This window comes from Petrimonas mucosa, from assembly GCF_900095795.1.
Classification (GTDB): domain Bacteria; phylum Bacteroidota; class Bacteroidia; order Bacteroidales; family Dysgonomonadaceae; genus Petrimonas; species Petrimonas mucosa.
In genome coordinates, this window is the sequence record NZ_LT608328.1 from 2,077,478 (window position 1) to 2,104,057 (window position 26,580).

General features: G+C 50.1%; 22 protein-coding genes. 5 read left to right on the top strand and 17 right to left on the bottom strand.

Features of this window, described 5'->3' with window-relative positions; all coding sequences use genetic code 11:
- Nucleotide 1 precedes the first annotated feature (1 nt).
- The 9 genes from ING2E5A_RS08345 to ING2E5A_RS08385 all read right to left on the bottom strand — a co-directional run bounded on the left by ING2E5A_RS08345 (nt 2) and on the right by ING2E5A_RS08385 (nt 9,046).
- Entirely contained in the window at nt 2-694 is a 693-nt protein-coding gene (locus ING2E5A_RS08345; RefSeq protein ID WP_071137006.1) for an NUDIX hydrolase, read from the bottom strand.
- 84 nt (nt 695-778) lie between these two features.
- The gene (galK, locus tag ING2E5A_RS08350) at nt 779-1,927 is read right to left on the bottom strand and encodes a galactokinase (RefSeq protein ID WP_071137007.1); all 1,149 of its coding nucleotides are present in this window, start codon (nt 1,925-1,927) and stop codon (nt 779-781) included.
- Nucleotides 1,928-1,991: 64 nt separating this feature from the next.
- Nucleotides 1,992-3,293 carry an MFS transporter gene (locus ING2E5A_RS08355; RefSeq protein ID WP_071137008.1) on the bottom strand — a complete coding sequence of 434 codons (1,302 nt, stop codon included), beginning with the start codon at nt 3,291-3,293 and terminating at the stop codon, nt 1,992-1,994.
- Between the two features lie 50 nt (nt 3,294-3,343).
- On the bottom strand, nt 3,344-4,417 hold the full coding sequence (locus ING2E5A_RS08360; RefSeq protein ID WP_071137009.1) for an aldose epimerase family protein: 1,074 nt from the start codon (nt 4,415-4,417) through the stop codon (nt 3,344-3,346).
- 199 nt (nt 4,418-4,616) lie between these two features.
- On the bottom strand, nt 4,617-5,915 hold the full coding sequence (locus ING2E5A_RS08365; protein ID WP_083373266.1) for a hemolysin family protein: 1,299 nt from the start codon (nt 5,913-5,915) through the stop codon (nt 4,617-4,619).
- A 6-nt stretch (nt 5,916-5,921) separates the two neighbouring features.
- The gene (locus tag ING2E5A_RS08370) at nt 5,922-6,824 is read right to left on the bottom strand and encodes a glycosyltransferase family protein (RefSeq protein ID WP_071137010.1); all 903 of its coding nucleotides are present in this window, start codon (nt 6,822-6,824) and stop codon (nt 5,922-5,924) included.
- Between the two features lie 149 nt (nt 6,825-6,973).
- A complete protein-coding gene (locus ING2E5A_RS08375; protein WP_071138282.1) occupies nt 6,974-7,663 on the bottom strand; it encodes an RluA family pseudouridine synthase in 690 nt (229 codons plus the stop codon).
- 5 nt (nt 7,664-7,668) lie between these two features.
- Nucleotides 7,669-8,415 carry a 3-oxoacyl-[acyl-carrier-protein] reductase gene (fabG, locus tag ING2E5A_RS08380; protein ID WP_071137011.1) on the bottom strand — a complete coding sequence of 249 codons (747 nt, stop codon included), beginning with the start codon at nt 8,413-8,415 and terminating at the stop codon, nt 7,669-7,671.
- Between the two features lie 40 nt (nt 8,416-8,455).
- Nucleotides 8,456-9,046: a TetR/AcrR family transcriptional regulator gene (locus tag ING2E5A_RS08385; protein ID WP_071137012.1), complete on the bottom strand. Its 591-nt coding sequence runs from the start codon at nt 9,044-9,046 to the stop codon at nt 8,456-8,458.
- Nucleotides 9,047-9,290: 244 nt separating this feature from the next.
- On the opposite strand from ING2E5A_RS08385, the gene ING2E5A_RS08390 reads away from it, so the two are divergent.
- From ING2E5A_RS08390 to ING2E5A_RS08405, 3 genes are all read left to right on the top strand, one after another.
- Nucleotides 9,291-10,640 (top strand): TrpB-like pyridoxal phosphate-dependent enzyme, encoded by a 1,350-nt coding sequence (locus ING2E5A_RS08390; RefSeq protein WP_071137013.1) that lies wholly within the window; start codon nt 9,291-9,293, stop codon nt 10,638-10,640.
- Between the two features lie 397 nt (nt 10,641-11,037).
- A complete protein-coding gene (locus tag ING2E5A_RS08400; RefSeq protein WP_071137015.1) occupies nt 11,038-11,598 on the top strand; it encodes a chromate transporter in 561 nt (186 codons plus the stop codon).
- 3 nt (nt 11,599-11,601) lie between these two features.
- Nucleotides 11,602-12,159 carry a chromate transporter gene (locus ING2E5A_RS08405; protein WP_071137016.1) on the top strand — a complete coding sequence of 186 codons (558 nt, stop codon included), beginning with the start codon at nt 11,602-11,604 and terminating at the stop codon, nt 12,157-12,159.
- Here the strand turns inward: ING2E5A_RS08405 and ING2E5A_RS08410 are convergent.
- The 4 genes from ING2E5A_RS08410 to ING2E5A_RS08425 form a co-directional block, all read right to left on the bottom strand.
- Nucleotides 12,093-12,632: a GNAT family N-acetyltransferase gene (locus ING2E5A_RS08410; protein WP_071137017.1), complete on the bottom strand. Its 540-nt coding sequence runs from the start codon at nt 12,630-12,632 to the stop codon at nt 12,093-12,095. The two genes, ING2E5A_RS08405 and ING2E5A_RS08410, sit on opposite strands and share 67 nt — an antisense overlap.
- 2 nt (nt 12,633-12,634) lie before the next feature.
- The gene (topA, locus tag ING2E5A_RS08415) at nt 12,635-14,992 is read right to left on the bottom strand and encodes a type I DNA topoisomerase (RefSeq protein ID WP_071137018.1); all 2,358 of its coding nucleotides are present in this window, start codon (nt 14,990-14,992) and stop codon (nt 12,635-12,637) included.
- Between the two features lie 85 nt (nt 14,993-15,077).
- On the bottom strand, nt 15,078-15,677 hold the full coding sequence (locus ING2E5A_RS08420; RefSeq protein WP_071137019.1) for an IMPACT family protein: 600 nt from the start codon (nt 15,675-15,677) through the stop codon (nt 15,078-15,080).
- An 87-nt stretch (nt 15,678-15,764) separates the two neighbouring features.
- Nucleotides 15,765-18,314: an adenosylcobalamin-dependent ribonucleoside-diphosphate reductase gene (locus ING2E5A_RS08425; RefSeq protein WP_071137020.1), complete on the bottom strand. Its 2,550-nt coding sequence runs from the start codon at nt 18,312-18,314 to the stop codon at nt 15,765-15,767.
- Between the two features lie 456 nt (nt 18,315-18,770).
- Here ING2E5A_RS08425 and speA point away from each other — a divergent pair, with 456 nt between their 5' ends.
- On the top strand, nt 18,771-20,672 hold the full coding sequence (gene speA, locus ING2E5A_RS08435) for a biosynthetic arginine decarboxylase (RefSeq protein WP_071137022.1): 1,902 nt from the start codon (nt 18,771-18,773) through the stop codon (nt 20,670-20,672).
- A gap of 11 nt (nt 20,673-20,683) precedes the next feature.
- Here speA and nadD read toward each other — a convergent pair whose 3' ends face one another.
- From nadD to clpB, 4 genes are all read right to left on the bottom strand, one after another.
- A complete protein-coding gene (nadD, locus tag ING2E5A_RS08440) occupies nt 20,684-21,268 on the bottom strand; it encodes a nicotinate (nicotinamide) nucleotide adenylyltransferase (RefSeq protein WP_071137023.1) in 585 nt (194 codons plus the stop codon).
- A gap of 29 nt (nt 21,269-21,297) precedes the next feature.
- Nucleotides 21,298-21,543, bottom strand: a complete 246-nt coding sequence (locus tag ING2E5A_RS08445; protein WP_071137024.1) for a GlsB/YeaQ/YmgE family stress response membrane protein — start codon at nt 21,541-21,543, stop codon at nt 21,298-21,300.
- Nucleotides 21,544-21,663: 120 nt separating this feature from the next.
- Nucleotides 21,664-22,806 (bottom strand): carboxynorspermidine decarboxylase, encoded by a 1,143-nt coding sequence (gene nspC, locus ING2E5A_RS08450; RefSeq protein ID WP_071138283.1) that lies wholly within the window; start codon nt 22,804-22,806, stop codon nt 21,664-21,666.
- Between the two features lie 96 nt (nt 22,807-22,902).
- Entirely contained in the window at nt 22,903-25,491 is a 2,589-nt protein-coding gene (clpB, locus tag ING2E5A_RS08455; protein WP_071137025.1) for an ATP-dependent chaperone ClpB, read from the bottom strand.
- 215 nt (nt 25,492-25,706) lie between these two features.
- Here clpB and trhA point away from each other — a divergent pair, with 215 nt between their 5' ends.
- Complete coding sequence (trhA, locus tag ING2E5A_RS08460; RefSeq protein WP_071137026.1) at nt 25,707-26,366, top strand: PAQR family membrane homeostasis protein TrhA; 660 nt, start codon at nt 25,707-25,709, stop codon at nt 26,364-26,366.
- Nucleotides 26,367-26,580 lie beyond the last annotated feature (214 nt).

Below are 26,580 nucleotides of genomic sequence, written 5' to 3' on the forward strand. Positions count from 1 at the left end.
TTCAGAGGGAGAACCTGTTCCCCGATGCGATAAACTCGTCGTACTTCTGCCGGTTGAAGGTATAGTAGAATGCTCCTCTTTTGGAGGAGGATTTGTCTTTAATCTCCAGCCTGTCGAGTATTCCCATTGCGGCAATCTTCTTCCGGAAATTACGTTTGTCTACCGGCATCTGGTAAATGGCCTCCCAGAGGTCTTGCAGTGACGGGAGTGTGAATTTTCCCTCGAAGAATTCAAAAATGATGGGCTGGAGGGAGACTTTAAACCTCAGCAACTGTAATGCGTCGTCCACCATGCGGTTATGGTCGAAGACTAGGCGTGGCAGCTGATGAATATTCACCCACTTGGCATCGAAGGCGCTGGCCAGCGTCGTATCGAACTCCTCCAGCCGTACCAATGCATAGTAGGCCACCGAAACTACCCGGTCGCCCGGATCCCGTTCAACTTCACCGTAGGCTCCTACCTGTTCCATGTAAATCCCCTTTTGACGGGTATAACGGAACAGCACCTTCTCTGCGGCTTTGTCGAGGCTTTCGTTCTCATCCATGAAGCCGCCCATCAGTGACCATTCACCCTTGTTGGGTTCAACCGGCCTGCGGGTCAACAGAATACTCAGTTCCTGGTTCTTGAATCCAAAGATGATGCAATCAACAGCAACAAGAAATTTCGCATCGTGTGGGTAAAATCCGGCAGGCATAATATTAGATATTAATTAGATATTAATTAGGGTTCCAGATGCGGGGGGCGGTCAACTAACCGCCCCTCTCCACCTGTTTTTATGTTAAAGTTTACGTGCACCGTCGCTGATAACGACATCGTACACCTTGGGCTCATGCCCGAATTTATCCTTGAATTGACGTTTGGCGTCAGCGATGAACGAGTCGTACAGTTCATCCTTTACAAGATTGATGGTACAACCTCCGAAGCCGCCTCCCATGACACGGGAACCTGTGACTCCATGCTCCCTGGCCACACCATTCAGGAAGTCTAGCTCTTCGCAGCTCACTTCATAGAGCTTGCTCATTCCGTGATGCGTCTCATACATTTTCGCACCTACAGTTTCGTAATCACCACGTTCCAATGCATCGCTCACCTCCCTTACACGTTGGGTCTCCTCGATCACATATTTGGCCCGCATGTAATCCTCTTCCGAAATCTCCTGCTTCACCTCGTCGAGCATCTCCATCGTAGCATCACGGAGAAACTTCACCTCGGGATGACGTTTGGCGATGGTGGCAGCGGCATGTTCGCACGACTCCCGCCGTTTGTTATAGGCCGATGAGGCCAGCTCATGCTTTACGACGGTGTCGAGCAACACCAGTTTATACCCTTCGGGATTGAATGGAAAGTACTGGTATTCCATCGACTTGGTATCGAGACGGATCAGATGGCCTTTCTTGCCGAAAAGCGATGCAAACTGGTCCATGATGCCACATTTCACCCCCACATAGTTGTGCTCGGTGGACTGTCCGATCCGTGCCAGCTCGAAGGTATCGATTCCCAGATTGAGCATATCGTTCAGCGCGAAAGCGTAGGTGCTTTCCAGCGCCGCAGAGGAGGACATCCCTGCACCCAGCGGCACATCGCCGGCGAAGACAGTGTCGAATCCTGCAACTTTTCCGCCCCGTTTGACGATCTCGCGGCACACCCCGAAGATATATTTTGCCCACCCTTCCTTGGGCAAATCCTCCTCATTGAGGCCGAATTCCGAACATTCGTTCAGATCGATGGCGTAAGCCCGTACCTTATCAGTTCCATTTAACCGGATCGCTGCAACCATCCCCTTGTCGATGGCGCCAGGGAATACAAAACTCCCGTTATAATCGGTATGTTCACCTATAAGGTTTACGCGTCCGGGAGACGCGTAAACTTCAGGTGTATCGTTACCAAATTTTTCTTGATAGACTTTTAAAACCTGTTCTTTAGTCATGTTATTACAACTATTTAATTGTTTCTTCACTGCCCGGAAAACCGGACGTCATCGCCGAAGAGAATTACTCTTCGGTAGAGATATTCTTGTTTACATTCTTCGATCCGATCAATGCATAGTACAAGAGATAGGCGAGACCGGCGAAGATTACCCAATAGCTTACCAGGTAGTTGTTGCCGGCATCTGCAACGGCACCCTGGATAGCAGGCAAGATTCCGCCACCGCATACCAGTGTCATGAAGATACCGGAAGCGGCCGGGGTGAATTTGCCCAACCCCTCGACAGCAAGGTTGAAGATGCTTCCCCACATGATTGAGGTGCAGAGGCCAATGATTACGAGGAACATGGCATTAATGGGCACCTGCGCCATGCCAAAGGAGAGGGCTCCGGTAGCGGAAGTCTGGAGAGCAGGGATGGCCACCTGAGTAGTGGTGGGCGAGAAGATGGCAGCCAGCACGAGAATCAGCCCCACCGTAGATACACTGGCAAGCATGGTTTTGCTGGAGATCTTGCTGCCCAGCGAAGCACCCAGCAGACGGCCCACCAACATCAGGAACCAGTAGGTACCTGCAACAAATCCGGCCGTAGTCTTACCAACCGGGGTGTCGGAAAGCCAGAGAATCAAGATGCCGGGAGTTCCCACTTCAACACCTACATAGAGGAAGATGGCGATGGCACCCAGAATGAAATGTTTGAATTTCAGGGCGCCGCTCATCAGCTTCTTTAACGGCTCCTTGGTGGTTGTAGCATGAGGTTCGGGAATGTTTACAATCAGCATCACAAAGAAGACCAGTGCAAAGACACCCATTGCGATGTACATTACCGGGAATACGTCCTTGATGTTTGCTTTTGCAGCTTCACCAATCAGAATACCTACAAAAGCAGGAGTAAAGGTAGCCATCACGGAGTTGAACGATCCGCCAACCTGAATAAGCTGGTTACCCTTGTTTCCTCCTCCTCCCAACGTGTTCAACATGGGGTTGACCACCGTATTGAGCAGACACATGGAGAAACCGGCAACAAAAGCACCAAGCAGATAGACACCAAATGCGCTTGTATGCGAGGCGTGACCGGAGAGAAACTGGATAAATACGCCCAAAAACCCAATTGCAATCGCAATCAGCGCAGTTTTCTTATAGCCCACGCGCTGCAGAAGGATTCCACCGGGGATACCCATGACGGCATAAGCGATGAAGTTTGCCATATTACCCAACAATCCCTGGAAGTTGGAGGCGCCGAACTGTTCTTTCAATACTTGTCCCATCGGTGCTGCCAGATTGGTTACGAATGAGATCATTCCAAACAGTGCGATCATCATGATAATGGGCACTATCCGGTTGCTTTTCTGATTAGTTGTTGTATTCATACTTGTTGATATTATTAAAAATGTTAATCTATTTTTGAACAATCTCGTTTTTATGTGGAGAATTTATATGTTGTCCTTGATTGGAATCTCTCTCCCGCTCTTAGTACCACCGAAGGATATCCGGGTTTGTTGATGCTGTCCGGATAGTGCTGCGTTTCGAAACAGACGGCGGAACGTTCGGGATAGCGGTGTCCCTTTTTTGCAGTGAATCGCCCGGTCATCCAGTTTCCGGTATAAACCTGCATACCAGGTTCCGTGGTGTAGATCTCCATCCGGATACCGGTTTTTGGGGACTCGCAGAGGCCTGCATAGCTATATTCATCTTCACGCTGCTTGTTCAGCACGAAGGTGTGGTCATACCCCCTGCCGAAACGGAGCTGCTCGAAATCATCGTTGATCCGTTCACCAATGGCGTGTGGAGTTGTAAAATCCATGGGGGTACCTTTTACCGGTTCGGCCTCACCGTAAGGAATGGCTGTTTCATCGGTAGGCAGGTAGAAATCGGCATTCAGTGTCAGCTGATGATCACCGATATAGGGATCCCCTTCACCCGAAAGGTTGAAGTAGGAGTGGTTGGTGAGATTCAAGATGGTGGTTTTGTCGGTCACCGCCCGGTATGATATATCGAGTGCATTGTCGTCAGTAAGCGTATAGGTAACGTATACATCCAGGTTTCCGGGAAATCCCTCCTCTCCGTCGGGCGACAGATAGTGCAGCTCAATGCTGTTTTCCGACACTTTTACCACGTCCCAGACAACCGCATTGAATCCTTTAATGCCACCATGGAGCGAGTTGGGCCCGTTATTGACTGCAAGGGTATACTCTTTCCCCTCCAAAGTAAACTTGCCCCGGGCGATCCGGTTGGCCGTCCTGCCGCAAACAGCCCCGAAATAGGGCTCTTCCGATGCAATATATTCATCGATTGAGGCATGGCCCAATACAACATCGATCAAGTTCCCATTTTTATCGGGAACCATCAGTGAAACAATCTTCGCACCGTAATTTGTGATGGTGATTTCACTTCCCCTTTCATTGGCAAGAACGTATAAGCCGGTTTGCTGTCCTTCGAACTCTTTAACGAACGCGCTTGATAGCAAACCGGACTTGCTATACATATGATCCATGTTTTTTAGGTTTTAAATATAAGATTTGATGAAGATTGGACTTTCTTTCAAAATTGGTGTAAAAATAACACATTTTTGACTCATTAGGTAAAAAAGGCGATGTGTTATAAAACATATTTTTTGACATAAATTTTATTTTTTGAAATATACCTTAACGACAATTGAATACAATACCCTGACAATTGATGGGTTAACCGTATCAAACCTCTTTCCCTCCATTTGCATTTTTGGTAACCATCACCTTGTCGATTTTGTGCCCGTCCACATCCACCACTTCAAATGTGGTGTTTTCGTAAGTGAAGAGGTCGCCCACCTGCGGAATCTTATTGATGTTGGACAATACAAAACCGGCTACCGTTGAGTAGTCGATCTCCTCAAAATCGATGATAAAGTCGTCGATAAAGTGGGTCAGCACTTCAATGGGAGCCTCGCCATTGATCAATGCGGAATTTTCATTGCGCATGAATATGTCGGGCTCTTCAGATTCATTCTCGTCGGGAATCGATCCAACCAGATTCTCAATGATGTCGTGAAGCGTGATGATACCATCGAGGCTGCCGTATTCATCCACAACAACCGCAAAGTACATATGGTGTTGACGGAACTGCTCCAGCACCTTTCGTGCACGCAGGGTAGCAGGAATGATAAGCGGCTCCTGGACTATCGCCTGGATATTGATATCACGTTGACGGTAAAGTTCCGAAAAGAGCTCCTTCATGGTTATGATACCCACAAACTCGTCGAGTGTCTTGTTGCAGGCGAGTACCCTCCCGTGCCGGGTATGCAGCAGATCGTCGATCACCGCGCTCTTCTCCTTCGAAATATCCACCCACTCCACATCGGTGCGGTGGGTCATCAGGTGGCGGGCACGTTTGTTGGAAAAGTAGAAGACCTGCTCATGGATGATATTCTCCTCCTTTTCGATAACTCCCTCCTTTGATGCGGTTTTCAACATTGCCCTGAGCTCCATTTCCGAAACCACGTCATCCTTGGGTTTCAGTCCGATCAGCTTGTTGACCAGGCTGGTAGAGAAGGCCAGGAAGGTGACAAAGGGATAAAAGACGACACTGATGGCATGCATGGGCCTGGAAACGGCCATCGCCACCTTCTCGGCATGGTTCAAGGCAACTGTCTTGGGAACCAGCTCGCCGACAACGATCGAGAGATAGGTGATACCTACCACCACCACTATCATGGAGATGGTCTCCGCATATGGCCCGCTCCAGGCAAACTGATCGAAAAATGGGGTCAGGTAGACCGAAAGCGTCACACCCCCATAGGCACCGTTAACGATTCCGATGAGTGTGATCCCAACCTGTACCGAAGAGAGAAAACTGTCGGGGTCGGATTGCAATTTCAATGCCCTCTCCGCCCCCCTGTTCCCTCTCCTCCTTTCCGTCTCCAGCTTGGTCTTTTTTGCCGATACCACGGCAATTTCAGACATGGCAAAGAAGCCGTTGAGGATGATCAGAAAGAGTATGATCAGCAGGTCAATCATGTTTGTCTACCACAATGGCGACGGATAGGTTCCCTGATTTACAAGTTGCTGCAGCTTATCGACCACCCCGGGGCGATCTTCCGCATAAGTGACACCAAACCATCTTGATGGCGTATCCAGCACCTTCACCTTGGACACTCCGTTAACGATAAGGTGGTTGACCAGTAACGGAATAAAATACTCCGCTTTTATATTTCCGGCATTCTCTTTGAGGAACTGCACGAAATAGTTGTCCGAATGGTTGAAATAGTCGGGAGTAAACCCCCACATATTCATCGAAACCGGCGTATTGTCGTCGATCGCCACCCATTTGCCATCTTCATCGCAATAGCAAACTGCACCGTCGATGCGTTTAACCTGAGTACGCTCCACAACCCCTGTCAGGTTTCCCGACTCATCGGTTTCACAAACGCCACGGGCAACCGTACCACTTTCGGAAAGCGTGTTCCCTACCCGATACCCGACCATGCAGTAGCTGTTCTCCGAATTTGACAATCCCTTCAGGTAGTCGGCCAATATGGCATAACTTTCGCGACCGTAGAAATCATCGGCATTGATTACTGCGAACGGTTCACGGATCACATCCCTGCCCATCATCACCGCATGGTTGGTACCCCAGGGTTTCACACGGCCTTCGGGCACGGTAAATCCTTCAGGAAGCGCGTCAAGCTCCTGAAAAACGAGCTCTACGGGAATCAGCTTCTCATACTTCCTGACAATCTTTTCCCTGAAATCCTCTTCAAACGTTTTCCGTATGACAAAGACAAGTTTTCCGAATCCGGCATGCACCGCATCATAGATAGAATAATCCATGATGGTTTCACCGCTTGGCCCCACACCGTCTAACTGCTTCAAGCCACCGTAACGGCTGCCCATTCCGGCGGCCAATACAAATAATGTTGGTTTCATTGACGAAAGTAAAATTGTTTAATTTATGATTTACAAATTTACGTAAAAAAGATGGATGAAAACGGAAAGCGTGAAAAAAGATTACATATAAAAAGCCGGTTGTCCGCCTTGAAGCTCGACAACCGGCAATAGTGATCTGGACCTTTATCTCATCCCTGCTCGGCAAGTGCTGCGTCCGAAAGTACTTTCCACAACTGGTCATCGGGAGTTGGGGCGGTAACCTCGATCTTCAACTTCGAAACCGGATGAATAAATGATATCTTCCTTGAGTGGAGACTGATGCTTCCATCTGGATTGGACCGTTCTGCACCATATTTCACATCTCCCCTGATCGGACTTCCAATCTTCGACAACTGGCACCGGATCTGATGATGCCGGCCCGTCTCGAGATCCACCTCCAGCAGGTTGTAATTCTGCGACCGCGCGATTACCTTGTAGTGCAGTACCGATCTCTTCGTGTTGGGCTTCTCTACGTCGTATGCCCTAGATTTATTGGTACGCTCGTTCTTTATAAGGTAATGCGTCAGCGTAGCCTCGATCTTTTCAGGAAGATTCTTTACAACTGCCCAGTAGGTTTTTTTGATCTCGTTTTTTTTGAACATCTCGTTCAAGCGGGTCAAAGCCTTGCTCGTTTTGGCAAAGACCACAATTCCGCTTGTCGGCCTGTCCAGACGATGCGTTACTCCGCAGAAAACATTCCCGGGCTTGTTGTACTTCACTTTCAGATACTCCTTTACCGCTTCCGAAAGTGGTTTATCCCCGGTCTTGTCGCTCTGCACAATTTCACCCGGGGCCTTGTTGACTATTATGATGTGGTTATCTTCGTATAGGACCGTCATCTTTTTTACATGTTCATTCCCCCGCACACGTGAATTACCTGTCCAGTCACGTAGGAAGAGAGTTCAGATGCAAGATAGAGAGCCGTGTTGGCAACATCATCGGGTGTGCCGCCACGGCGTAACGGAATCTGTTTTGCCCACTCGTTGCGGACCTCCTCCGAGAGAGCGGCGGTCATGTCGGTAATGATGAAACCGGGAGCAATGGCATTTACCCGGATACCCCTCGAACCGACCTCTTTCGCCATCGATTTGGTCAAACCGATCATCCCTGCCTTGGAGGCCGAATAGTTCGACTGACCGGCGTTACCGGACACCCCTACGACCGAACTCATATTGATGATGCTTCCCGTTTTCTGACGCATCATCACCGGAGTGACGGCATGGATGAAGTTGAACGCCGATTTCAGGTTCACATTGATCACGGCATCCCACTGCTGTTCCGTCATCCGCATCATCAGTCCGTCTTTGGTGATTCCGGCATTGTTCACCAATATATCGATTCGCCCGAAGTCATTCAGAATCGACTCCACCACACTGTGTGTCTCGTCGAAATTTGCAGCATTGGATGCATATCCCTTGCATTTCACGCCCAAAGCGGCAATCTCCTGTTCGGTTGCCTTTCCGGCATCATCAATGTTAAGATCGGTGAAAGCAATGTTTGCTCCTTCCGAAGCATATTTCAATGCAATGGCCTTTCCGATACCGCGAGCCGCACCGGTAATGAGCGCTGTTTTTCCTTCTAATAATTTCATATTAAATAAATTATGGATTGTTTATAATAATTGCCGTTGACTATCTTTTGTTTAATCCCTCAAATATCAGGTTATATACTATCTCTCTATCCTCCTGCCTGTCGAGCCTCAGGTTGAGTACCCCACGAATAACAGGCACTTCCAGCCCTTTAAGCGCAAAATGGAGGATCTCTGCCGTCCTGGGGATATCGGCGACCGCAAATATCTCCGATTTTACACCGTCGTCAAGAATTGACTCCAGGTAGTGGATCTCCTTCTTGTCAAACTCCTTGCGAACATTCTCCACCAACCAAATATCCCGGAAGAAGTCGGCCCGCAGTGTTCCGTTGCGTGTAACGACCTCCTTGATGACATTCAGCCTGGAAAAGGTGAAGATCATCAACTTGTCGTCGGCCGGCAAATCCCGCCTGATCACATCCTCCAGCGATGCATAGAGCTTTTCGAGTTCCGACCCGATCACCGCCTTGTAGATATCCTTCTTGTTTTTAAAATAGGTGTAAAGTGTTCTGCGCCCATATCCCGATGCTTCTGCAATCTCGTTCATAGTGGTCCCGTCCACCCCTTTTTTTGCAAAAAGCTGTCTGGCTATCTCAATGAGGTTCCGTTTAGTTTTGGGTATTGCAGCACTCATATATGCACAATTCTTATACGTTTGTGCAAAAATAACACAAAGTTTCTTAGAAATGAAATGATCGGCAAATAAAATTTTCCTGCAGTCGCACCATCCGCCATTAAACTATCATTTTATTTGCTTAATAAAAAAATAATCATACTTTTGCATATCAAAACCGACTTTCAGAATCGGGATGATACTACTGCCTGACCTTATGGCTCCAGGCTTTTTTTTCGCATCCAGAAAATCAATTAGATAACCGATGAAAACAAAGAAATTCTTATTACCCGAAAAAGAGATCCCCACGCATTGGTACAATGTGGTGGCAGATATGCAAAACAAACCGCAACGGTTGATACACCCCCAGACAAAGGAGCCATTGAAACCGGAAGACCTCTACCCCTTGTTTGCAGAAGAGCTTGCCCGTCAGGAGTTCAATGAGACCGACAGGTGGATTGAGATTCCCGAAGAGGTGCGCGACAAGTACAAGATATACCGTCCATCGCCGCTGGTAAGGGCCTACGGCCTGGAAAAGGCGCTGGATACGCCTGCCCATATCTATTTCAAGAACGAGAGTGTCAGCCCCGTAGGGTCGCACAAGCTCAACTCGGCCCTTCCACAGGTCTATTACAACAAGATCGACGGCACAACCAACCTCACCACCGAGACCGGTGCCGGACAATGGGGAACTGCCTTGGCATTCGCCGGGAAGGCCTTCGGGCTGGAGATTGCGGTATACATGGTCAAGATCAGCTACGAACAGAAACCTTACCGGCGTTCGCTGATGCAGACCTGGGGTGCGCAGGTGATTGCCTCGCCTAGCATGTCCACCAAGTCGGGTAGAAAGGTACTGACGGAGCGTCCCAACTACCAGGGAAGCCTGGGGACTGCCATTTCGGAGGCGATAGAACTGGCGATGCAGACACCCAACTGCAAATATGCGCTGGGCAGTGTATTGAACCATGTATCGCTACATCAGACCATTATCGGACTGGAAGCAGAAAAACAGATGGAGATGGCTGAAGAGTATCCCGACATTATCATCGGGTGTTTTGGCGGCGGATCCAACTTCTCCGGAATCTCCTTCCCATTCCTGCGTCACGTCATAAAAGGGGAGAAAAGCATGAGGTTCATTGCCGCAGAACCGGCCTCCTGTCCCAAGCTCACCCGGGGTAAATTCAGATACGATTTCGGCGATGAAGCCGGTTTTACGCCGCTTATCCCGATGTATACGCTTGGGCACAACTTCTCACCTGCCAACATCCATGCCGGAGGATTGCGTTACCATGGTGCCGGAAGCATCGTCAGCCAGCTGAAGAAGGAGAACCTGATCGAGGCGGTAGCCATTCCGCAACTGGAGACCTTTGAAGCCGGCGTTCTTTTTGCCCGGACAGAGGGCATCATCCCGGCGCCCGAATCGACACACGCCATTGCGGCAGCCATCCGTGAGGCAAATAGGGCAAAGGAGGAAGGGAAACCGAAGGTGATCCTCTTCAACCTGTCGGGTCATGGATTGGTGGATATGAGCGCATACGATCAATACCTGGCGGGCGACCTGAAGAACTACGAAATTCCGGAAGGGGAGATCGAGAAAAACCTGCAGGAAGAATAAAATGTCCGGAGGAGGTCCTGGTGAAAAAAAAGCGGAAAAAATTTGCCTGTTACACTTCTCTTTTGTATCTTTGACATAGAAAAATGAATGAGTATTGCCGCATTGGTCGATTGGGAAACTCATCAATTACATTTTTCAAACCGAGACTCGTTTTTGGTATTAATGGCGGGCCGCAACCTTCGGGTTTCCGATTTATCGGAACAGCGGATTACAAAGATACCGAGACACTCAAATCCTGTCATAAGGAGTTTCGACTTTTTCCACCGATGCGGCTTCCTATAGAAAGCAGATTTGCAAAACGATCCGATCAATTTGCAGTCTGCTTTTTTCAATTTGCCCCTGTTAGCACGCCAGGCCACGGCAGGGGTCTCTCCGGGTCTGATGATCAACAACCGCTATGATATCTATTTACAAGCAATATTGGGAACTCTTTCTGGTTTTTTTTAAAATCGGCGCATTTACCTTTGGTGGCGGATACGCCATGGTTCCATTGATTCGCAACGAGGTGGTGGAGAAAAAAAAGTGGCTCGACGGAGATGCATTTATGGATATGCTTGCAGTTGCCCAGTCGATGCCGGGACCGATCGCACTCAACACCTCCCTCTTTGTGGGCAACAAGAGGCTGGGATTCAAGGGGAGTCTCTTTTCGGGACTGGGAATCATCCTGCCGTCGTTTCTGGTCATTCTGCTCATCGCCTTCTTCTTTACGCAGTTCAAGGATAATCCCATTGTGGAACGCATTTTCAAGGGCATCCGTCCGGCAGTGGTGGCACTGATAGCGGCACCATTGCTGGGGTTGGGAAAATCGGCAGGAATCACGGCGAAAAAGCTCTGGATTCCGTTAGCAGTAGCTCTTGCGGTATGGCTCGCAGGCCTCTCTCCCGTTTATGTGGTGCTGGCAGCCATTCTTCTTGGAATAGTGCAGTTCGCATATCTCAAACGAAAAATGAAGGGGTGACCGATGGAACTGTTTGATCTCTACCTGGCGCTTTTCCTCGCCTTTCTCAAGATAGGGCTTTTCGGCTTTGGTGGCGGATATGCCATGCTACCCCTCATTCAACATGAGGTGGTGGAGACCCATAACTGGATCACGGTGGCCGACTTTACAGACATTGTCGCCATCTCCCAGACCACTCCGGGCCCCATCGCCTTCAATTCGGCCACCTATATCGGTTATACTGCCGTCACCGAGATGGGGTTTAGCTCCTTTCAAGGCATCTTCGGATCGGCTGTCTGTACATTGGCAGTCAGCATCCCCTCGCTGATCATCATGACGGTTGTCTGCGCCTTTTTCGCCAGGCTGAACAACAATCCATGGATGCGCGCCTCGCTGTCGATCCTCAAGCCGGCAGTGATCGGACTGATCGCGGCTGCCGCCCTGATGCTGGTCAACCGGTACAACTTCGTCGATTATAAAAGCTGGATAATTTTCGGAGCGGTCTTTCTGGCCTCCTACAAGAAGGTGGATCCCATCCTGCTGATCCTGTTCTCCGGGGTGGCCGGCCTGATACTGTACTGATAGGCAAGCCGTTCGGCGCCGTTTTCCAGGTAGATGATGCCGCAATAGCTAAATCCGATCTTGTTCAGGATATGCTGCATCACCCTGTTGTCGCGATGGGTATCGATCCGGATGTTGCCGCACTGCTCCAGGCACCAGGCGATGCAGGCCTGCGCAACACCCTTCCGTTTTCCGGACGAGGCGATCCGGTGAATAACCCCGTACGGGGCATCGTCGAGCCACGCTCCATCAAAGATCTCAAGGTAAGTGGGCTCCTCGCCCACCCTGAAATAAAATGTCCCGACAATTCCGTTATCCCCGTCGAGACAAACGTAACTCCTTTCCGAAGCAATATCTTCCAACAGGAGCTCCTCTTTCGGGTATCCATCCACCCACTGTCCCCCATTGCCGGTCTCCACCATGAAACGGCGTGCGGTCTCATAGATCTGCAACAGTTGCGGCAGATCATCGATCTGTGTAGGACGGATCCTCATCTCTATTTTTTCGTTTTCTTGGCCGCAGTTTTCGACCCTTTTCTGGCACTCCCCTTCGGGGTGTCGGCACTCGTCGTTCCCTCGATAATCTGCCGGCACTGCTCAAGCGTCAACTCTTCCGGCTTCTGTGATTTTGGAATCTTGTAATTTTTCTTCCGATAGGCGATATAGGGGCCATACCGTCCGTTCAACACCTGCACTTCAGGATCTTCGGTAAAGGTCTTGATCACCTTCTCGCGGTCCTTCTGCTCCTTTGCCTCGATCAGCTCGATCGCCTCCTCGGCGGTAATTTCCAAAGGATCGACTCCCTTGGGTAACGAAACAAACTTGTTGTCGTGACGGATATAAGGACCGAAGCGGCCAACGCCGACAACCATCTCCTTGTCGCGGAACGTACCGAGTGAACGGGGCAGATCGAACAGCCGGAGCGCCTCTTCCAATGTTATGGTTTCGATCGACTGTGTTTTCTGCAGTGAAGCGAACAGCGGCTTCTCCTCTTCATCGGGAGTACCCACCTGTACCAACGGACCGTAACGGCCGATTTTTACCGAGACCTGACGTCCCGACTTGGGGTCGGTTCCCAATACCCGCTCACCCGCCTTATGCTCCATCCTCATCTCCATCGTCTCTTCCACAATCGGATGGAATTCTTTATAAAAATCCTTTATTGCACTGTTCCACTGCTGTTTACCTTCGGCAATGGTGTCAAAATCCTTTTCTACGTTTGCAGTGAAATGGTAATCCACAATCTTCGGGAAATACTCCACCAGAAAGTCGTTGACCACTATTCCGATATCGGTGGGCACCAGCTTGTTCTTGTCGGTCCCTACCGTCTCCTTCTTGTCGGTGTCCTTGATCTTCCCATTCTTAAGTGTAAGGATATTGTAGACCCTTTCAACACCCTCCACGGTTTTCTTTTCGACATATTCCCGGTTCTGGATGGTGGAGATGGTGGGTGCATAGGTAGATGGACGCCCGATGCCCAACTCTTCCATTTTCCGTACCAGTGAAGCCTCGGTGTATCTGGGGGGCCGTTGCGTGAATCGCTCGGTTGCGGTCGTTTCCCGCATCGACAACTGTTCGTTCACCTTCATCGGAGGCAGCAGCCCCTCTTCATTTTCGCCGTTCTCTTCGTCGGTCCCTTCGAGGTAGACACGCAGGAACCCGTCGAATTTGATCACCTCTCCCGTGGCAATGAATTTTCCGTCGGCATTGGAGATATCGATGGTAGCCACCGTCTTCTCCAGTTCGGCATCCGCCATCTGCGAAGCGATGGTCCGTTTCCAGATCAGGTCGTACAACCGCTTCTCCTGTGCGGTGTCGCCCGCTTCATGCTCGTTGATATAGGTAGGCCGTATAGCTTCGTGAGCCTCTTGCGCTCCTTTAGATTTGGTGGTATATTTTCTGATTTTCAGATAGTTTTCTCCATACTGATCCAAAATTTCCGCTTTGGCGGTATTGATGGCCAGGGAGGAGAGATTGACCGAGTCCGTTCTCATATAGGTGATCCTTCCCGATTCATAGAGGCGTTGTGCCACCATCATCGTCTGGGCTACCGAGAAGCCGAGCTTCCGTGAGGCCTCCTGTTGCAAGGTGGAGGTGGTGAAAGGGGGTGCCGGTGATTTCCGTGCCGGTTTGATGGAGATATCCTCCACGCTGAAAACTGAGGTTTTCAGTTTTTCCAGCAGTGCCAGCGCCTCCTCCTTTGTTTTCAGCCGTTTGTTGTACTCGGCTTTCACCTCGTATTGCTGCCCGTTTTCCTCTTTGGTAAAGATAGCTACCACCCGATAGGCAGCCTCAGATTGGAAATTCTGGATCTCCCGTTCCCGCTCGACAATAAGACGTACGGCGACCGACTGTACCCTTCCTGCCGAAAGTGCCGGTTTAATCTTGCGCCACAAAACGGGCGACAGTTCAAAGCCGACTATCCTGTCCAGCACGCGTCGTGCCTGCTGGGCATCGACCAGGTTCCGGTTTATCTCCCGTGGATTCTTTACTGCTTCCTGAATGGCCGGCTTGGTGATTTCATGAAAGACAATCCGTTTGGTATCCTTGTTCTTCAGGTCCAGCACATCATAGAGGTGCCAGGAGATGGCCTCTCCTTCACGGTCCTCATCGGAAGCGAGCCAAACGGTTTCCGCACGTTGAGCAGCAGCTTTCAGCTCCGAGACCACCTTTTTCTTGTCGGCTGGAATCTCGTAAATGGGTTCGAAATTGTTCTCCAAATCAATACTGAAATCTTTCTTCTTGAGATCCCGGATATGCCCGTAGCTGGACATCACTTTAAAATCGCTGCCCAGGAATTTCTCAATTGTTTTTGCCTTTGCAGGCGACTCAACGATTACCAGATTTTTTGCCATTCATCTTGTTTTATTCTCCCATCGGGATATTTCACTTCATTTTCGGGAGCAAAAGTAGTAATTTTGCATCAGCAAAAAGAATTTTTCACCCTTTTTCGATTTTTACGCCGTAAATTCGCGAAAGGATATCGTATAACCGCTGGAATTCCGATTTCCGGATGCGGAGTTTCATCGTGCAGCTCTCCTTAAAATCCTGCTCCCAAGTCACATTCTCGAATTGCTTCAGGACACGCATCACATCGTTGAGCAGGAGATAACCGAATTGAATGGTCAGGGTACTCTCCACCGTACGTTCAACGATCTGCGCATGGCTGATGGCATCTTCGGCCGCCTCCCTGTAGGCCTTGATCAGCCCGCTTGTACCCAGGAGCGTTCCGCCAAAATAGCGGACGACGATAATCAACACGTTGGTAAGCCCGTACGAATTTATCTGTCCCAAGATCGGTTTCCCCGCAGTACCGGAAGGCTCCCCGTCGTCGTTTGACCGGTACTCCTCACGCTCGGGACCCAGCATATATGCCCAGCAGACATGCCGTGCATCGTAATATCTCTTGCGATGCTCCTCCACAATCCTCTTGACCTCCCCAGGTGATTCCACGTGAAAAACAAACGAAAAGAACTTGCTCTTCTTTTCGGTAATATAACCTTCGGCCGCCTGTTCGATCGTTTTATAGGTGTCTTGCATAAGACAAAAGTAATAAATTACCATCAAAAAAGCGATACCGGTTGGCATCGCTCTTTTGGTTTTGTAAAACGCCAGACGTTTACCGGACTATCCGCACTTCGAAGCTCCGCAGTTGCGGCACTTGAGACACCCCTCCTCGAAGACCAGCGACTCTACTCCGCAGACGGGGCACTTCTGACCCTTGGCTTCGGTTTCGTTGGGCAGATAACGCTTCAACGCACGCTCCACACCGTTCTTCCAGGTGTTGATGGTCTCGCTGTCCAGCTCGAGGCCCGACACCAGCTTGATCACCTGGTCGATCGGCATACCGTAGCGCAACACGCCCGAAATCAGTTTGGCGTAATTCCAGTATTCGGGATTGAACTTTCCGTCCAGTCCTTCGATGGTCACTTTGTAGCCCTTGCGGTTCTGGAACTGGAAGTCGTAATGTTTACGTCCGTCGCTGTCGTACGCCTTGATGATCTTTCCTGAGGTGACATTCTTGGGCAGAATAATGCCATCGTCCTCGTCGTTGAGACCGGTAAAGATCTCGTAGGGCCTGCCGTTGAGCAGTCCGATGAAGGCTATCCACTTCTCCTTGTTGTTCTGGAACTTGATCACATCGGCATCCAGCTCGGTCGGACGGGAGGTGACCACCGGTGGCAGCTCGTAACAATCCTCGTTGTTGTTTCTCTTCTCCTCCTCCTTATTGTCATTTGTGATCAGCACGCCAGAACGGGAGCCGTCGCGATAGACCGTACACCCTTTACAGCCACTCTTCCATGCCTCCATGTAGAGTTCGCCCACAAGTTCCTCGGTCACGTCTGAGGGCAGATTGATGGTCACACTGATGCTGTGATCCACCCATTTCTGCACACGCCCCTGCATTCGCACCTTCATGAGCCAGTCCACATCGTTTGAGGTAGCCTTGTAGTATGGTGATTTTGCCACCAGCTCATCGATCTCCTCGTTGGTATATTTCTTCGTGGTAGGATAGCCGTTCGCCACCATCCAGTCCACAAACTTGTGGTGGAAAACCACATACTCTTCCCAGGAATCGCCGTTTTCATCTACAAAGTCGATCTTCACATCCTTGTCGCTGGGATTTACCTTGCGCCGACGTTTGTATACCGGCATGAAGACTGGCTCGATACCCGAGGTGGTTTGCGACATCAGACTGGTTGTCCCCGTTGGAGCAATCGTCAGACAGGCAATGTTGCGACGGCCATATTTCACCATCTTCTCGTAGAGTTTGGGATCTTCGTTCTTCAACCTGTTGATGAACGGATTGTTCTTCTCCCTCTCGGCATCGTATACTTCAAACGCTCCGCGCTCTTTCGCCAACTCCACCGAAGAGGCATATGCATTGAGTGCCACCACCTTGTGTACCTTTTCCGAGAAATCGTTACCCTCTTCAGATCCGTAACGGATTCCTAGGGCGGCCAGCATATCGCCTTCGGCAGTAATGCCTACTCCTGTACGGCGGCCCTCGAGCGTCTTCCTGCGAATCTTCTCCCACAGGTGGCGTTCGGCCGACTTCACCTCTTCCGATTCGGGATCGCTGTCGATCTTCTCCAGGATCTGGTCGATCTTCTCCGACTCCAGGTCGATGATGTCGTCCATGATGCGCTGTGCCAGGCGGACATGTTTTGCGAAAAGATCAAAATCGAAATAGGCATCCTTTTTGAACGGATTCACCACGTATGAGTAGAGGTTGATTGCCAGCAGACGGCAACTGTCGTAAGGACACAGCGGGATTTCACCGCAGGGGTTGGTCGATACCGTCTGGAAACCCAGATCGGCATAACAATCGGGAACCGATTCACGGATGATCGTATCCCAGAAGAGTACGCCAGGTTCAGCCGAACGCCAGGCGTTGTGTACGATCTTCTCCCAGAGCTTTTTGGCATCGATATCCTTGACATACTTCGGTTTATCCGAGTCGATGGGGTACTGCTGACGGTAAACCGTGCCCTCCTTGACCGCCTTCATGAAGTCATCGTCGATCTTAACCGATATATTGGCTCCGGTAACTTTTCCCTGTTCCAGCTTTGCGTCGATAAAGTCCTCCGCATCGGGGTGCTTGATGGAGACACTCAACATCAGTGCCCCGCGCCTGCCATCCTGAGCCACCTCACGGGTGGAGTTGGAGTAGCGCTCCATAAAGGGAACCAGCCCCGTGGAGGTTAGCGCGGAATTCTTTACGGGTGAACCCTTGGGACGGATGTGAGACAGGTCGTGTCCCACTCCGCCGCGCCGCTTCATCAACTGGACCTGCTCCTCGTCGATACGGATGATCGCCCCGTATGAATCGGCGTTTTTACCCATACCTATCACAAAGCAGTTCGAGAGAGATGCTACCTGGAACTCATTCCCGATCCCAGTCATTGGACTGCCCTGAGGAATGATATACCTGAAACGGTCAAACAGATCAAACAGTTCCTTCTCGCTCAACGGATTGGCATACTTCCTTTCAATTCTGCCCACTTCGTTGGCCAGTCGCCAATGCATATCCTCGGGTGTTTTCTCGTAGATCCTGCCCTCACTGTCCTTCAAGGCGTACTTGCTGACCCAAACCTTTGCAGCAAGTTCGTCTCCTTTAAAATACTCCAACGTTGCACTATAGGCCTCGTCGAAAGTATAAATCTTTTTTCTCATTTATTTACCTTTTTGACCAATTAATTCTACTAACTATTCCCACGCATGAAACATCTCCTCTCATGCAATTTTTTCATAGTCTAAATTTGGAACTACAAGTTTAAGAAATGTTTCAGAGTTAACAATAAAAAACAAATAAAAGTTTTCAACAAAATAAAAAGTTTTCCAAAATATTTTTTAATTGATTTATTGTCAAGATGTTATGTTTTTACCGGGTCGAAAAAGTTTTCCATTTTGTTGAACTACCATACATATCAGTAACTTACACGATAAAAAAACCGATCAATCTGCCTGCAGAAACCGAGCCAGAAATGAAAGAGATCGGCAGCGTTCTCGATTAAGTTTACAGGAGTAATTGAGGGATGAAGAAGGATGTTGAGGAAAAGGGTCAGAATAACAAATAAAATCATTACTTTTGCAACCTGATTTATCCACTTTATAATTACAGAACCGATAATGAGAAAATGGCGCATTGAGGATTCGGAAGAACTGTACAATATTGACGGTTGGGGAAACGGATACTTCTCAATTAATGAAAAGGGGAACGTGCAGGTAACTCCCCGCAAATCGTCGGGAGGGGCTGTTGATTTGAATGATCTGATGCGTGAGCTCTATCTCCGCGACGTTTCAGCTCCCGTTCTGGTACGGTTTCCGCAAATTCTGGACAACCGGATCGAAAAGATCTCGACCTGTTTTGAGATTGCAGCAAAAGAGTATGGCTATGCCTCGCAGAATTACATTGTCTATCCCATCAAGGTTAACCAGATGCGTCAGGTGGTTGAAGAGATCGTGACGTACGGGAAACGGTTCAACATAGGTCTTGAGGCTGGCTCCAAACCTGAACTCCATGCTGTTCTTGCCATCAACACCAGCGAGAACTCCATCATCATCTGCAATGGCTATAAGGATGAAAGCTACATCGAACTGGCCTTGCTGGCGAAAAAGATGGGGAAAGAGGTTTTTATCGTGATTGAGAAGCTGAATGAACTTGAACTTACCATTGAGATATCCAAGCGACTGAAAGTCAAGCCCAACATCGGTATCCGTATCAAGCTAGCCAGTTCCGGAAGCGGGAAATGGGAAGAGTCGGGCGGCGATGGAAGCAAGTTCGGATTGAACTCCAGCGAACTGCTCGTGGCACTCGATCTGCTCAAGAAGCACAAGATGACCGACTGTTTCCGGTTGATCCATTTCCATATCGGTAGCCAGATCACAAAGATACGCCGAGTGAAGACCGCCTTGCGGGAAGCATCGCAGTTCTATGTCCAGCTTCACCTGCTGGGATTCAACGTGGAGTTTGTGGATATCGGCGGCGGACTGGGCGTCGATTACGATGGAACACGATCTTCATACAGCGAGAACAGTATCAACTACTCCATCCAGGAGTATGTGAACGACTCGATCTTCTCGTTTGTGGATGCTGCAAACAAGAATGAGATACCACACCCCAAAATCATTACCGAATCGGGTCGGGCTCTCACGGCACACCATTCGGTACTTATCTTCGAGGTGCTCGAGACGGCCACACTCCCCGAATGGAAAGAGGATGTGGAGATCCAGGAGAATGACCATGAGCTGGTAAAAGAGCTGTACAAGATCTGGGACAACCTCACTCAGACGCGAATGTTGGAGGCGTGGCACGATGCACAGCAGATCCGCGAGGAGTCGCTAGACCTCTTCAGCCTTGGATTGCTCGACCTGAAGACCAGGGCACAGGTGGAACAGCTCTATTTCTCGATTATCCGGGAGATCAACATCACCATCAACCGGTCGAAACATGCACCTGAAGAGCTTCGCCAGCTCTCGTCGCTGCTGCCCGACAAATATTTCTGTAATTTTTCGTTGTTCCAGTCTCTGCCCGACTCGTGGGCAATCGACCAGGTATTTCCCATCATCCCCATTCACCGGCTGGACGAAAAGCCGGAGAGGACGGCTACCCTACAGGATATCACCTGCGATTCCGACGGAAAGATTGCCAGTTACACGGCACAGGGCGGCTTCCATCGATCGTTCATCCCGGTCCATACGCTCAAAAAAAACGAGCCCTACTACATCGGGGTATTCCTGGTGGGAGCATACCAGGAGATATTGGGCGACCTGCACAACCTGTTTGGTGACACCAATGTCGTTCACGTCGTGACGGATGAAAACAGCGGATACAAAATCGAGCAGGTAATCGACGGCGAGACAGTTGCCGAAGTGCTGGAATATGCACAGTACAACGCCAAGAAGCTGGTTCGTACGGTTGAGACGTGGGTAATGAGTTCGGTGAAGAAGGGTCAAATATCGGTGGAAGAGGGAAAAGAGTTCCTGTCGAACTACCGTTCAGGACTGTACGGATATACCTATCTGGAGTAAACAATCCTCCATCACCGGTAGAGTCCGTTGGACAAGATATAATCATACACCTGTGCGGGCAGAAATGCCCGCATGTTTTTTCCCATCCGTATGCTCTCACGGATGAATGTTGAAGAGATCTCCACTATAGGGGCGTCTATCAACTGTACATTCTCCGGAAGCGGCCTGTCTGCTCCCACCTCCTCTCCCGGTCGGGGATAGATCAGGATCCTGAACTCCTCTATCAACCGTTGGTGCTCTTTCCACCGGGGGAATTTCCTCCAGTTATCGCTGCCAATAACAAGCGTGAACTCCACATCCGGGTTCTCACTCCTTAATCTTGTCAACGTATCGATGGTATAGGAAGGCTTCGGCATGCAGAACTCGATATCCGAAACCAGCAGGCGGTCGAACTCCTCTACCGCCAGTCTCGCCATCTCCAGCCTGATCTTCTCATCCAGCAGGCTGTCTGCCTCTTTAATTGGATTATGCGGGGAGACCACGAGCCAGATCTCGTCGAGACTGGTAAACTCCAAAAGATAGTTTGCCAGTATCAAGTGGCCTGTATGAACCGGATTAAAGGAGCCTGAAAAGATGCCGACCTGCTTTTTCTTCATCAAACTGATCACTTATGCTGTCAGTGGAACTACTTCCGTTTCAAGAGGGAAATTATCCAAAGCAGAAGAATTGCTCCTACCAATGCGGTTATCAGGCTTCCGATCAATCCATTGCCCACGCCTATTCCCAGCAGGTCGAAGACCCAGCCGCCGATAAGTGCGCCGATAACGCCTACTACGATATTCATCAGCAACCCGAAGCCGCCTCCACGCATAATGTTTCCCGCGAGCCAGCCCGATACTGCTCCGACGATGATAAACCACAACCAACTCATAAGCAACAGTTTTTAGTTAATGATATATTGTATCGACAAGACGATCCCATCAACAACTAAACAGAAAAATGTGGCTATTTGTTTAATCTGTGCAACTATTTTACCTGATCGGTCAGAATATTAACTCATCCGGTTTTTATAATCCTCATAACCGAATCGCCGGTAGAGTAGAAACTCGTTCTCCTTTGTCCAGAGTCCGATAGAGGGATGCGACACTCCGTTGAACATGGTGGTCTTTACGATGGTGTAATGGATCATATCCTCGAACACCACCTTATCCCCCACCTTCAGCGGTTCATCGAACGACCAGTCGCCCATGAAATCGCCGCTCAGACAACTGTTTCCGCCCATCCGGTAGGTCGGCTTCCCGGGTACCGGTTCATGGTACGCCCCACGGATTCTCGGCTTGTAGGGCATTTCGAGACAATCGGGCATATGACAGGCGAAGGAGACGTTAAGCATGGCGGTCAGGATGCCGTCGTTCTCCACGATGTCTGCCACATCCGCCACCAATACTCCGGTCTGCCAGGTGAACGCACTGCCGGGCTCGAGGATAATCTCCAGGTTGGGATACTTCTCCCTGAAACGGAGCAGCAACCCGATCAGGTGCTCCACATCGTAATCCTTGTGAGTCATCAGATGTCCTCCCCCCAGGTTCAGCCACTCCACCCGGGTCAGAAAGTGCCCGAATTTCTGCTCCACAACCTCCAGGGTCTTTTCGAGGTCGTAGGAGTTGCTTTCACACAGGTTGTGAAGATGGAGGCCGGTAACTCCCTCCGGCAGGGTATTCCCCATGTTTTTTGCCGTAACACCGAGACGTGAACCGGGCATGCTGGGATTGTAGAGGTCGGTCTCCACTACTGAAAATTCCGGGTTGATACGGATTCCGCATTTGATTGTTCCGGGTGAAGCCATCACTTGCGGATAAAACCGATGAAACTGGGCCAGCGAATTGAAAGTGATATGGCTGCTGTATTTCAGAAAGTGCGGAAAATCGGCATCGGTATAGGATGGTGCATAGGTGTGGGCAGGGCTCCCCATCTCTTCGAAAGCCAGTTGTGCCTCCGCCACCGAACTTGCCGTGGAGTGGGCAATGTACTCCCTTACGATGGGAAATGACTTCCAGAGGGCAAACGCCTTGAATGCAAGTATGACGGTCACCCCCGCCCGCTCTTCTACCGATTTTATCAGTTGCAGGTTGTTGCGCAGCAACTGCTCTTCCATCACATAGCATGGGGAAGGAATTTTACTGAGATCGATCATCTGTTTACTGTTTACAAAACGCAAATCTACAAAAAAATCGGCGAACAGAAGCCTGGCACACGAAAAAGAGTCTCCCAGTAAAGGTCCGGCAGAACCTTAGTTCCTGAAATAGACATTCTCGTCTATAGCGTCGATCACAATCGGCCTGGAGTTGTCCACCTTGCCTGAGAGGATATCCTTCGACAACTGGTTCAGCACCTTCCGCTGAATGACCCGTTTCACAGGACGTGCCCCGAACTCGGGATCGTAGCCCGCTTCCGCGATGCTCTCTACCGCCTCATCGGTATACTCCAGCGTAATGCTGTTGCCGGCAAGCATCTTTTTCACCCCATCCAGCTGGATGCGGACGATCTGTTTGATCTCCTCCTGTTTGAGCGGGGCAAACATGATGATGTCGTCGATCCGGTTCAGGAACTCGGGACGGATGGTCTGCTTCAGCATGCTCAACACCAGGTTCCTGGTGTTCTCCACAACCTCCTCGCGGTTCCGTTCGGTCAGCTTCTCGAAGTTCTCCCGGATCAGGGCTGAACCCATATTGGAGGTCATGATGATGATGGTGTTCTTGAAGTTCACCACCCTCCCCTTGTTGTCGGTCAGACGGCCATCATCCAGTACCTGCAGCAGGATGTTGAAGACATCCGGATGAGCCTTTTCGATCTCGTCGAACAGTACCACTGAATAGGGTTTTCTCCGGATCGCCTCGGTCAGCTGTCCACCCTCGTCATACCCGACATATCCGGGAGGTGCCCCGATCAGCCGGGTTGCACTGAACTTCTCCTGATACTCGCTCATGTCGATACGGGTCATCATGTTCTCGTCGTCGAACAGGTAGTCGGCCAGCGCCTTTGCCAGCTCGGTCTTACCCACCCCGGTCGTCCCCAGAAAGATGAACGAGCCGATTGGCCGTTTCGGATCATTCAATCCGGCACGGTTACGGCGCACGGCATCGGCAACAGCTGTAATGGCCTCTTCCTGTCCAACAACCCGCTTATGCAACTCCTCCTCCAGGTGAAGCAGCTTCTCCCGTTCGCTCTGCAGCATCCGGGTCACCGGGATTCCAGTCCAACGCGAAACCACGCCGGCGATATCTTCAGCATCCACCTCCTCCTTGATCATGGCACTGTCGCCCTGTGTTTCATGCAACCGGTTCTTCAGTTCTTCAATCTCGGCCTCCTTTTCCTTGATCTTTCCATACCGCAGTTCGGCAACCTTTCCGTAGTCTCCTTCACGCTCGGCCTTTTCTGCCTGGAACTTGGCATCCTCTATGTCGATCTTGTTCTGCTGAATACGGTTGATCAGCTCCTTCTCCGATTGCCACCGTGCTTTCAGCACACTCTCCTCTTCGCGAAGGTTCTCAATCTGCCTGGTGAGCATCTCCTCCTTTGCCGTATCGTTTTCGCGACGGATCGCTTCACGTTCGATCTCCAACTGCTTGATACGGCGCATGATCTCATCCAGTTCATACGGTACCGAGTCTACCTCCATCCGCAACTTGGCAGCAGCCTCGTCCATCAGGTCGATCGCCTTGTCCGGCAGGAACCGGTCGGTAATATACCGGTGCGACAACTGTACCGCCGCGATGATCGCCTCATCCTTGATTCTCACCTTGTGGTGGTTTTCATACCGCTCCTTCAAACCACGGAGTATGGAGATGCTGTCAGGCTCGGACGGTTCATCCACCATCACGGTCTGGAAACGTCGTTCAAGAGCCTTGTCCTTCTCGAAATATTTCTGGTATTCGTCGAGCGTGGTGGCACCTATCGCACGCAACTCACCCCTGGCCAACGCAGGCTTCAGGATGTTTGCGGCATCCATGGCTCCTTCGCTTTTTCCAGCCCCTACAAGGGTATGAATCTCGTCGATAAAGAGAATAACTTCCCCATCGGCTTTCACCACCTCGTTCACTACCGATTTCAACCGCTCTTCGAACTCCCCCTTATATTTGGCACCGGCAATGAGGGCTCCCATATCGAGTGAATAGATCTCCTTGCTTTTGAGGTTCTCGGGTACGTCTCCCCGAACGATACGGTGTGCGATACCCTCGGCGATGGCGGTCTTTCCCGTTCCCGGTTCGCCGATAAGAATGGGGTTATTCTTGGTGCGGCGGCTCAGGATCTGGAGTACACGGCGAATCTCCTCATCACGGCCGATCACAGGGTCGAGTTTGCCGTTCCTGGCCCTGTCGTTCAGGTTAACGGCGTATTTCCCCAGGGATTGATAGGTGTCCTCTGCCGACGGGCTGGTCACCTTCTCGCCTTTGCGCAACTCCCTGATTGCAGTCTCAAGCCCGTTCTGCGAGATTCCGGCATTTTTCATCAATTGCGATGCACCGTTCTTCTCGCTGATCATCGCCAGTAAAAGATGTTCCAGCGCCACAAACTGGTCGCCCATCCTGTTCGCAACATCCACAGAATGCTGGAAGACCGCATTGGTCTCCCGACTCAACATCGGATCTCCACCCGAAACACGCGGATAGGATTCGATCTCCCTATTCAATGCTGTCTCCAGGTTTCTCACGTTCACGCCAAGTTTCTGAAACAGAAAGCCGGTAACGTTTTCACCAACCAGCATTACAGCTTTTAGCAGGTGCGCAGGCTCAATCATCTGCTGATTGTTGGCCTGAGCCAGTTCGATGGCCTTTTGCACTGCCTCCTGCGACTTGATTGTAAAGTTATTGAAGTTCATATGTTGTATATTTATTTGTTCTATATAATGGGTTGACCGCAGCTACGGTCGGCTCGTCGGTCTACAACCTGCTCAGGACAATTACCTTGCCAAAGAGAAATTTATGACGATTTGGCAGGAGTTGAGATCGAATTTCTTATTTTTGTGAACCGAAACTGATCTGTTGAAAAACAGGGTTTGGAAACGGAGCAGGAAGATGGTAAAACTATCGAACAATGAGTAACGAAAAATTCTACACTCCAAGAGAGGAGAAGGCAAACTACCTCACCCACGCTGCCGGTGTCGTGATGGCGCTGGTTGCAACCATCATCCTGATCTACAAGGCAACCGTTGCCGATAACCGCTGGGCTATGCTCGCCTACTCCATTTTCGGCTTCGGAATGGTAGCCTGCATGCTCTCCTCCACCTTATACCATTTTGTGAAGGAGCCTAAGCGAAAGGCGCAGTATCGTCACTTCGACCATGCAAGTATCTACCTGCTGATTGCGGCCAGCTACTCGCCCTTTACGCTGATTCTGCTACGTGAGGAGCAGTTCTGGGGCTGGTTGCTGTTCGCACTGGTCTGGAGCATCGCTGTTGTAGGCATTGCCATCAGTTTTGGTCAACTGAAGAGAAACAGCCACCTGAAAACCGCATCTTACGTTATTATGGGCTTGGTGATTCTAATTGCCTTTAAACCGCTCATTGAAACTGCAAATGAAAAAGGGTGCATCGAGGTGGTCTGGTGGCTGGTATCGGGCGGGCTCTTCTACATTGCCGGTGCCATTATCTACGCTACGGCCGGGCGGGAGTTTATTCACGCCATATTTCATCTCTTTGTTCTCTTGGGACTGGCATGCCATATCATCGGCGCTTCTATCATTCCTCTTGGTTGAGTGAAGTTTTTTACAAAAAAAAATATTTTCTTTTGTTTGTATCAAATAGAGAGATATATTTGCAGAGAGAGCATCGCAAATTTTCTCAAGGGGTTGACTCATTTTCACCGGAACAAATGGCGATAAATGAGAGCGAGCGATATCATATTGACTGGTTACCTACCTAGAAACGAATCTACAGGTTCTACTGATGTAGTTTTTTTAAACTAACTTC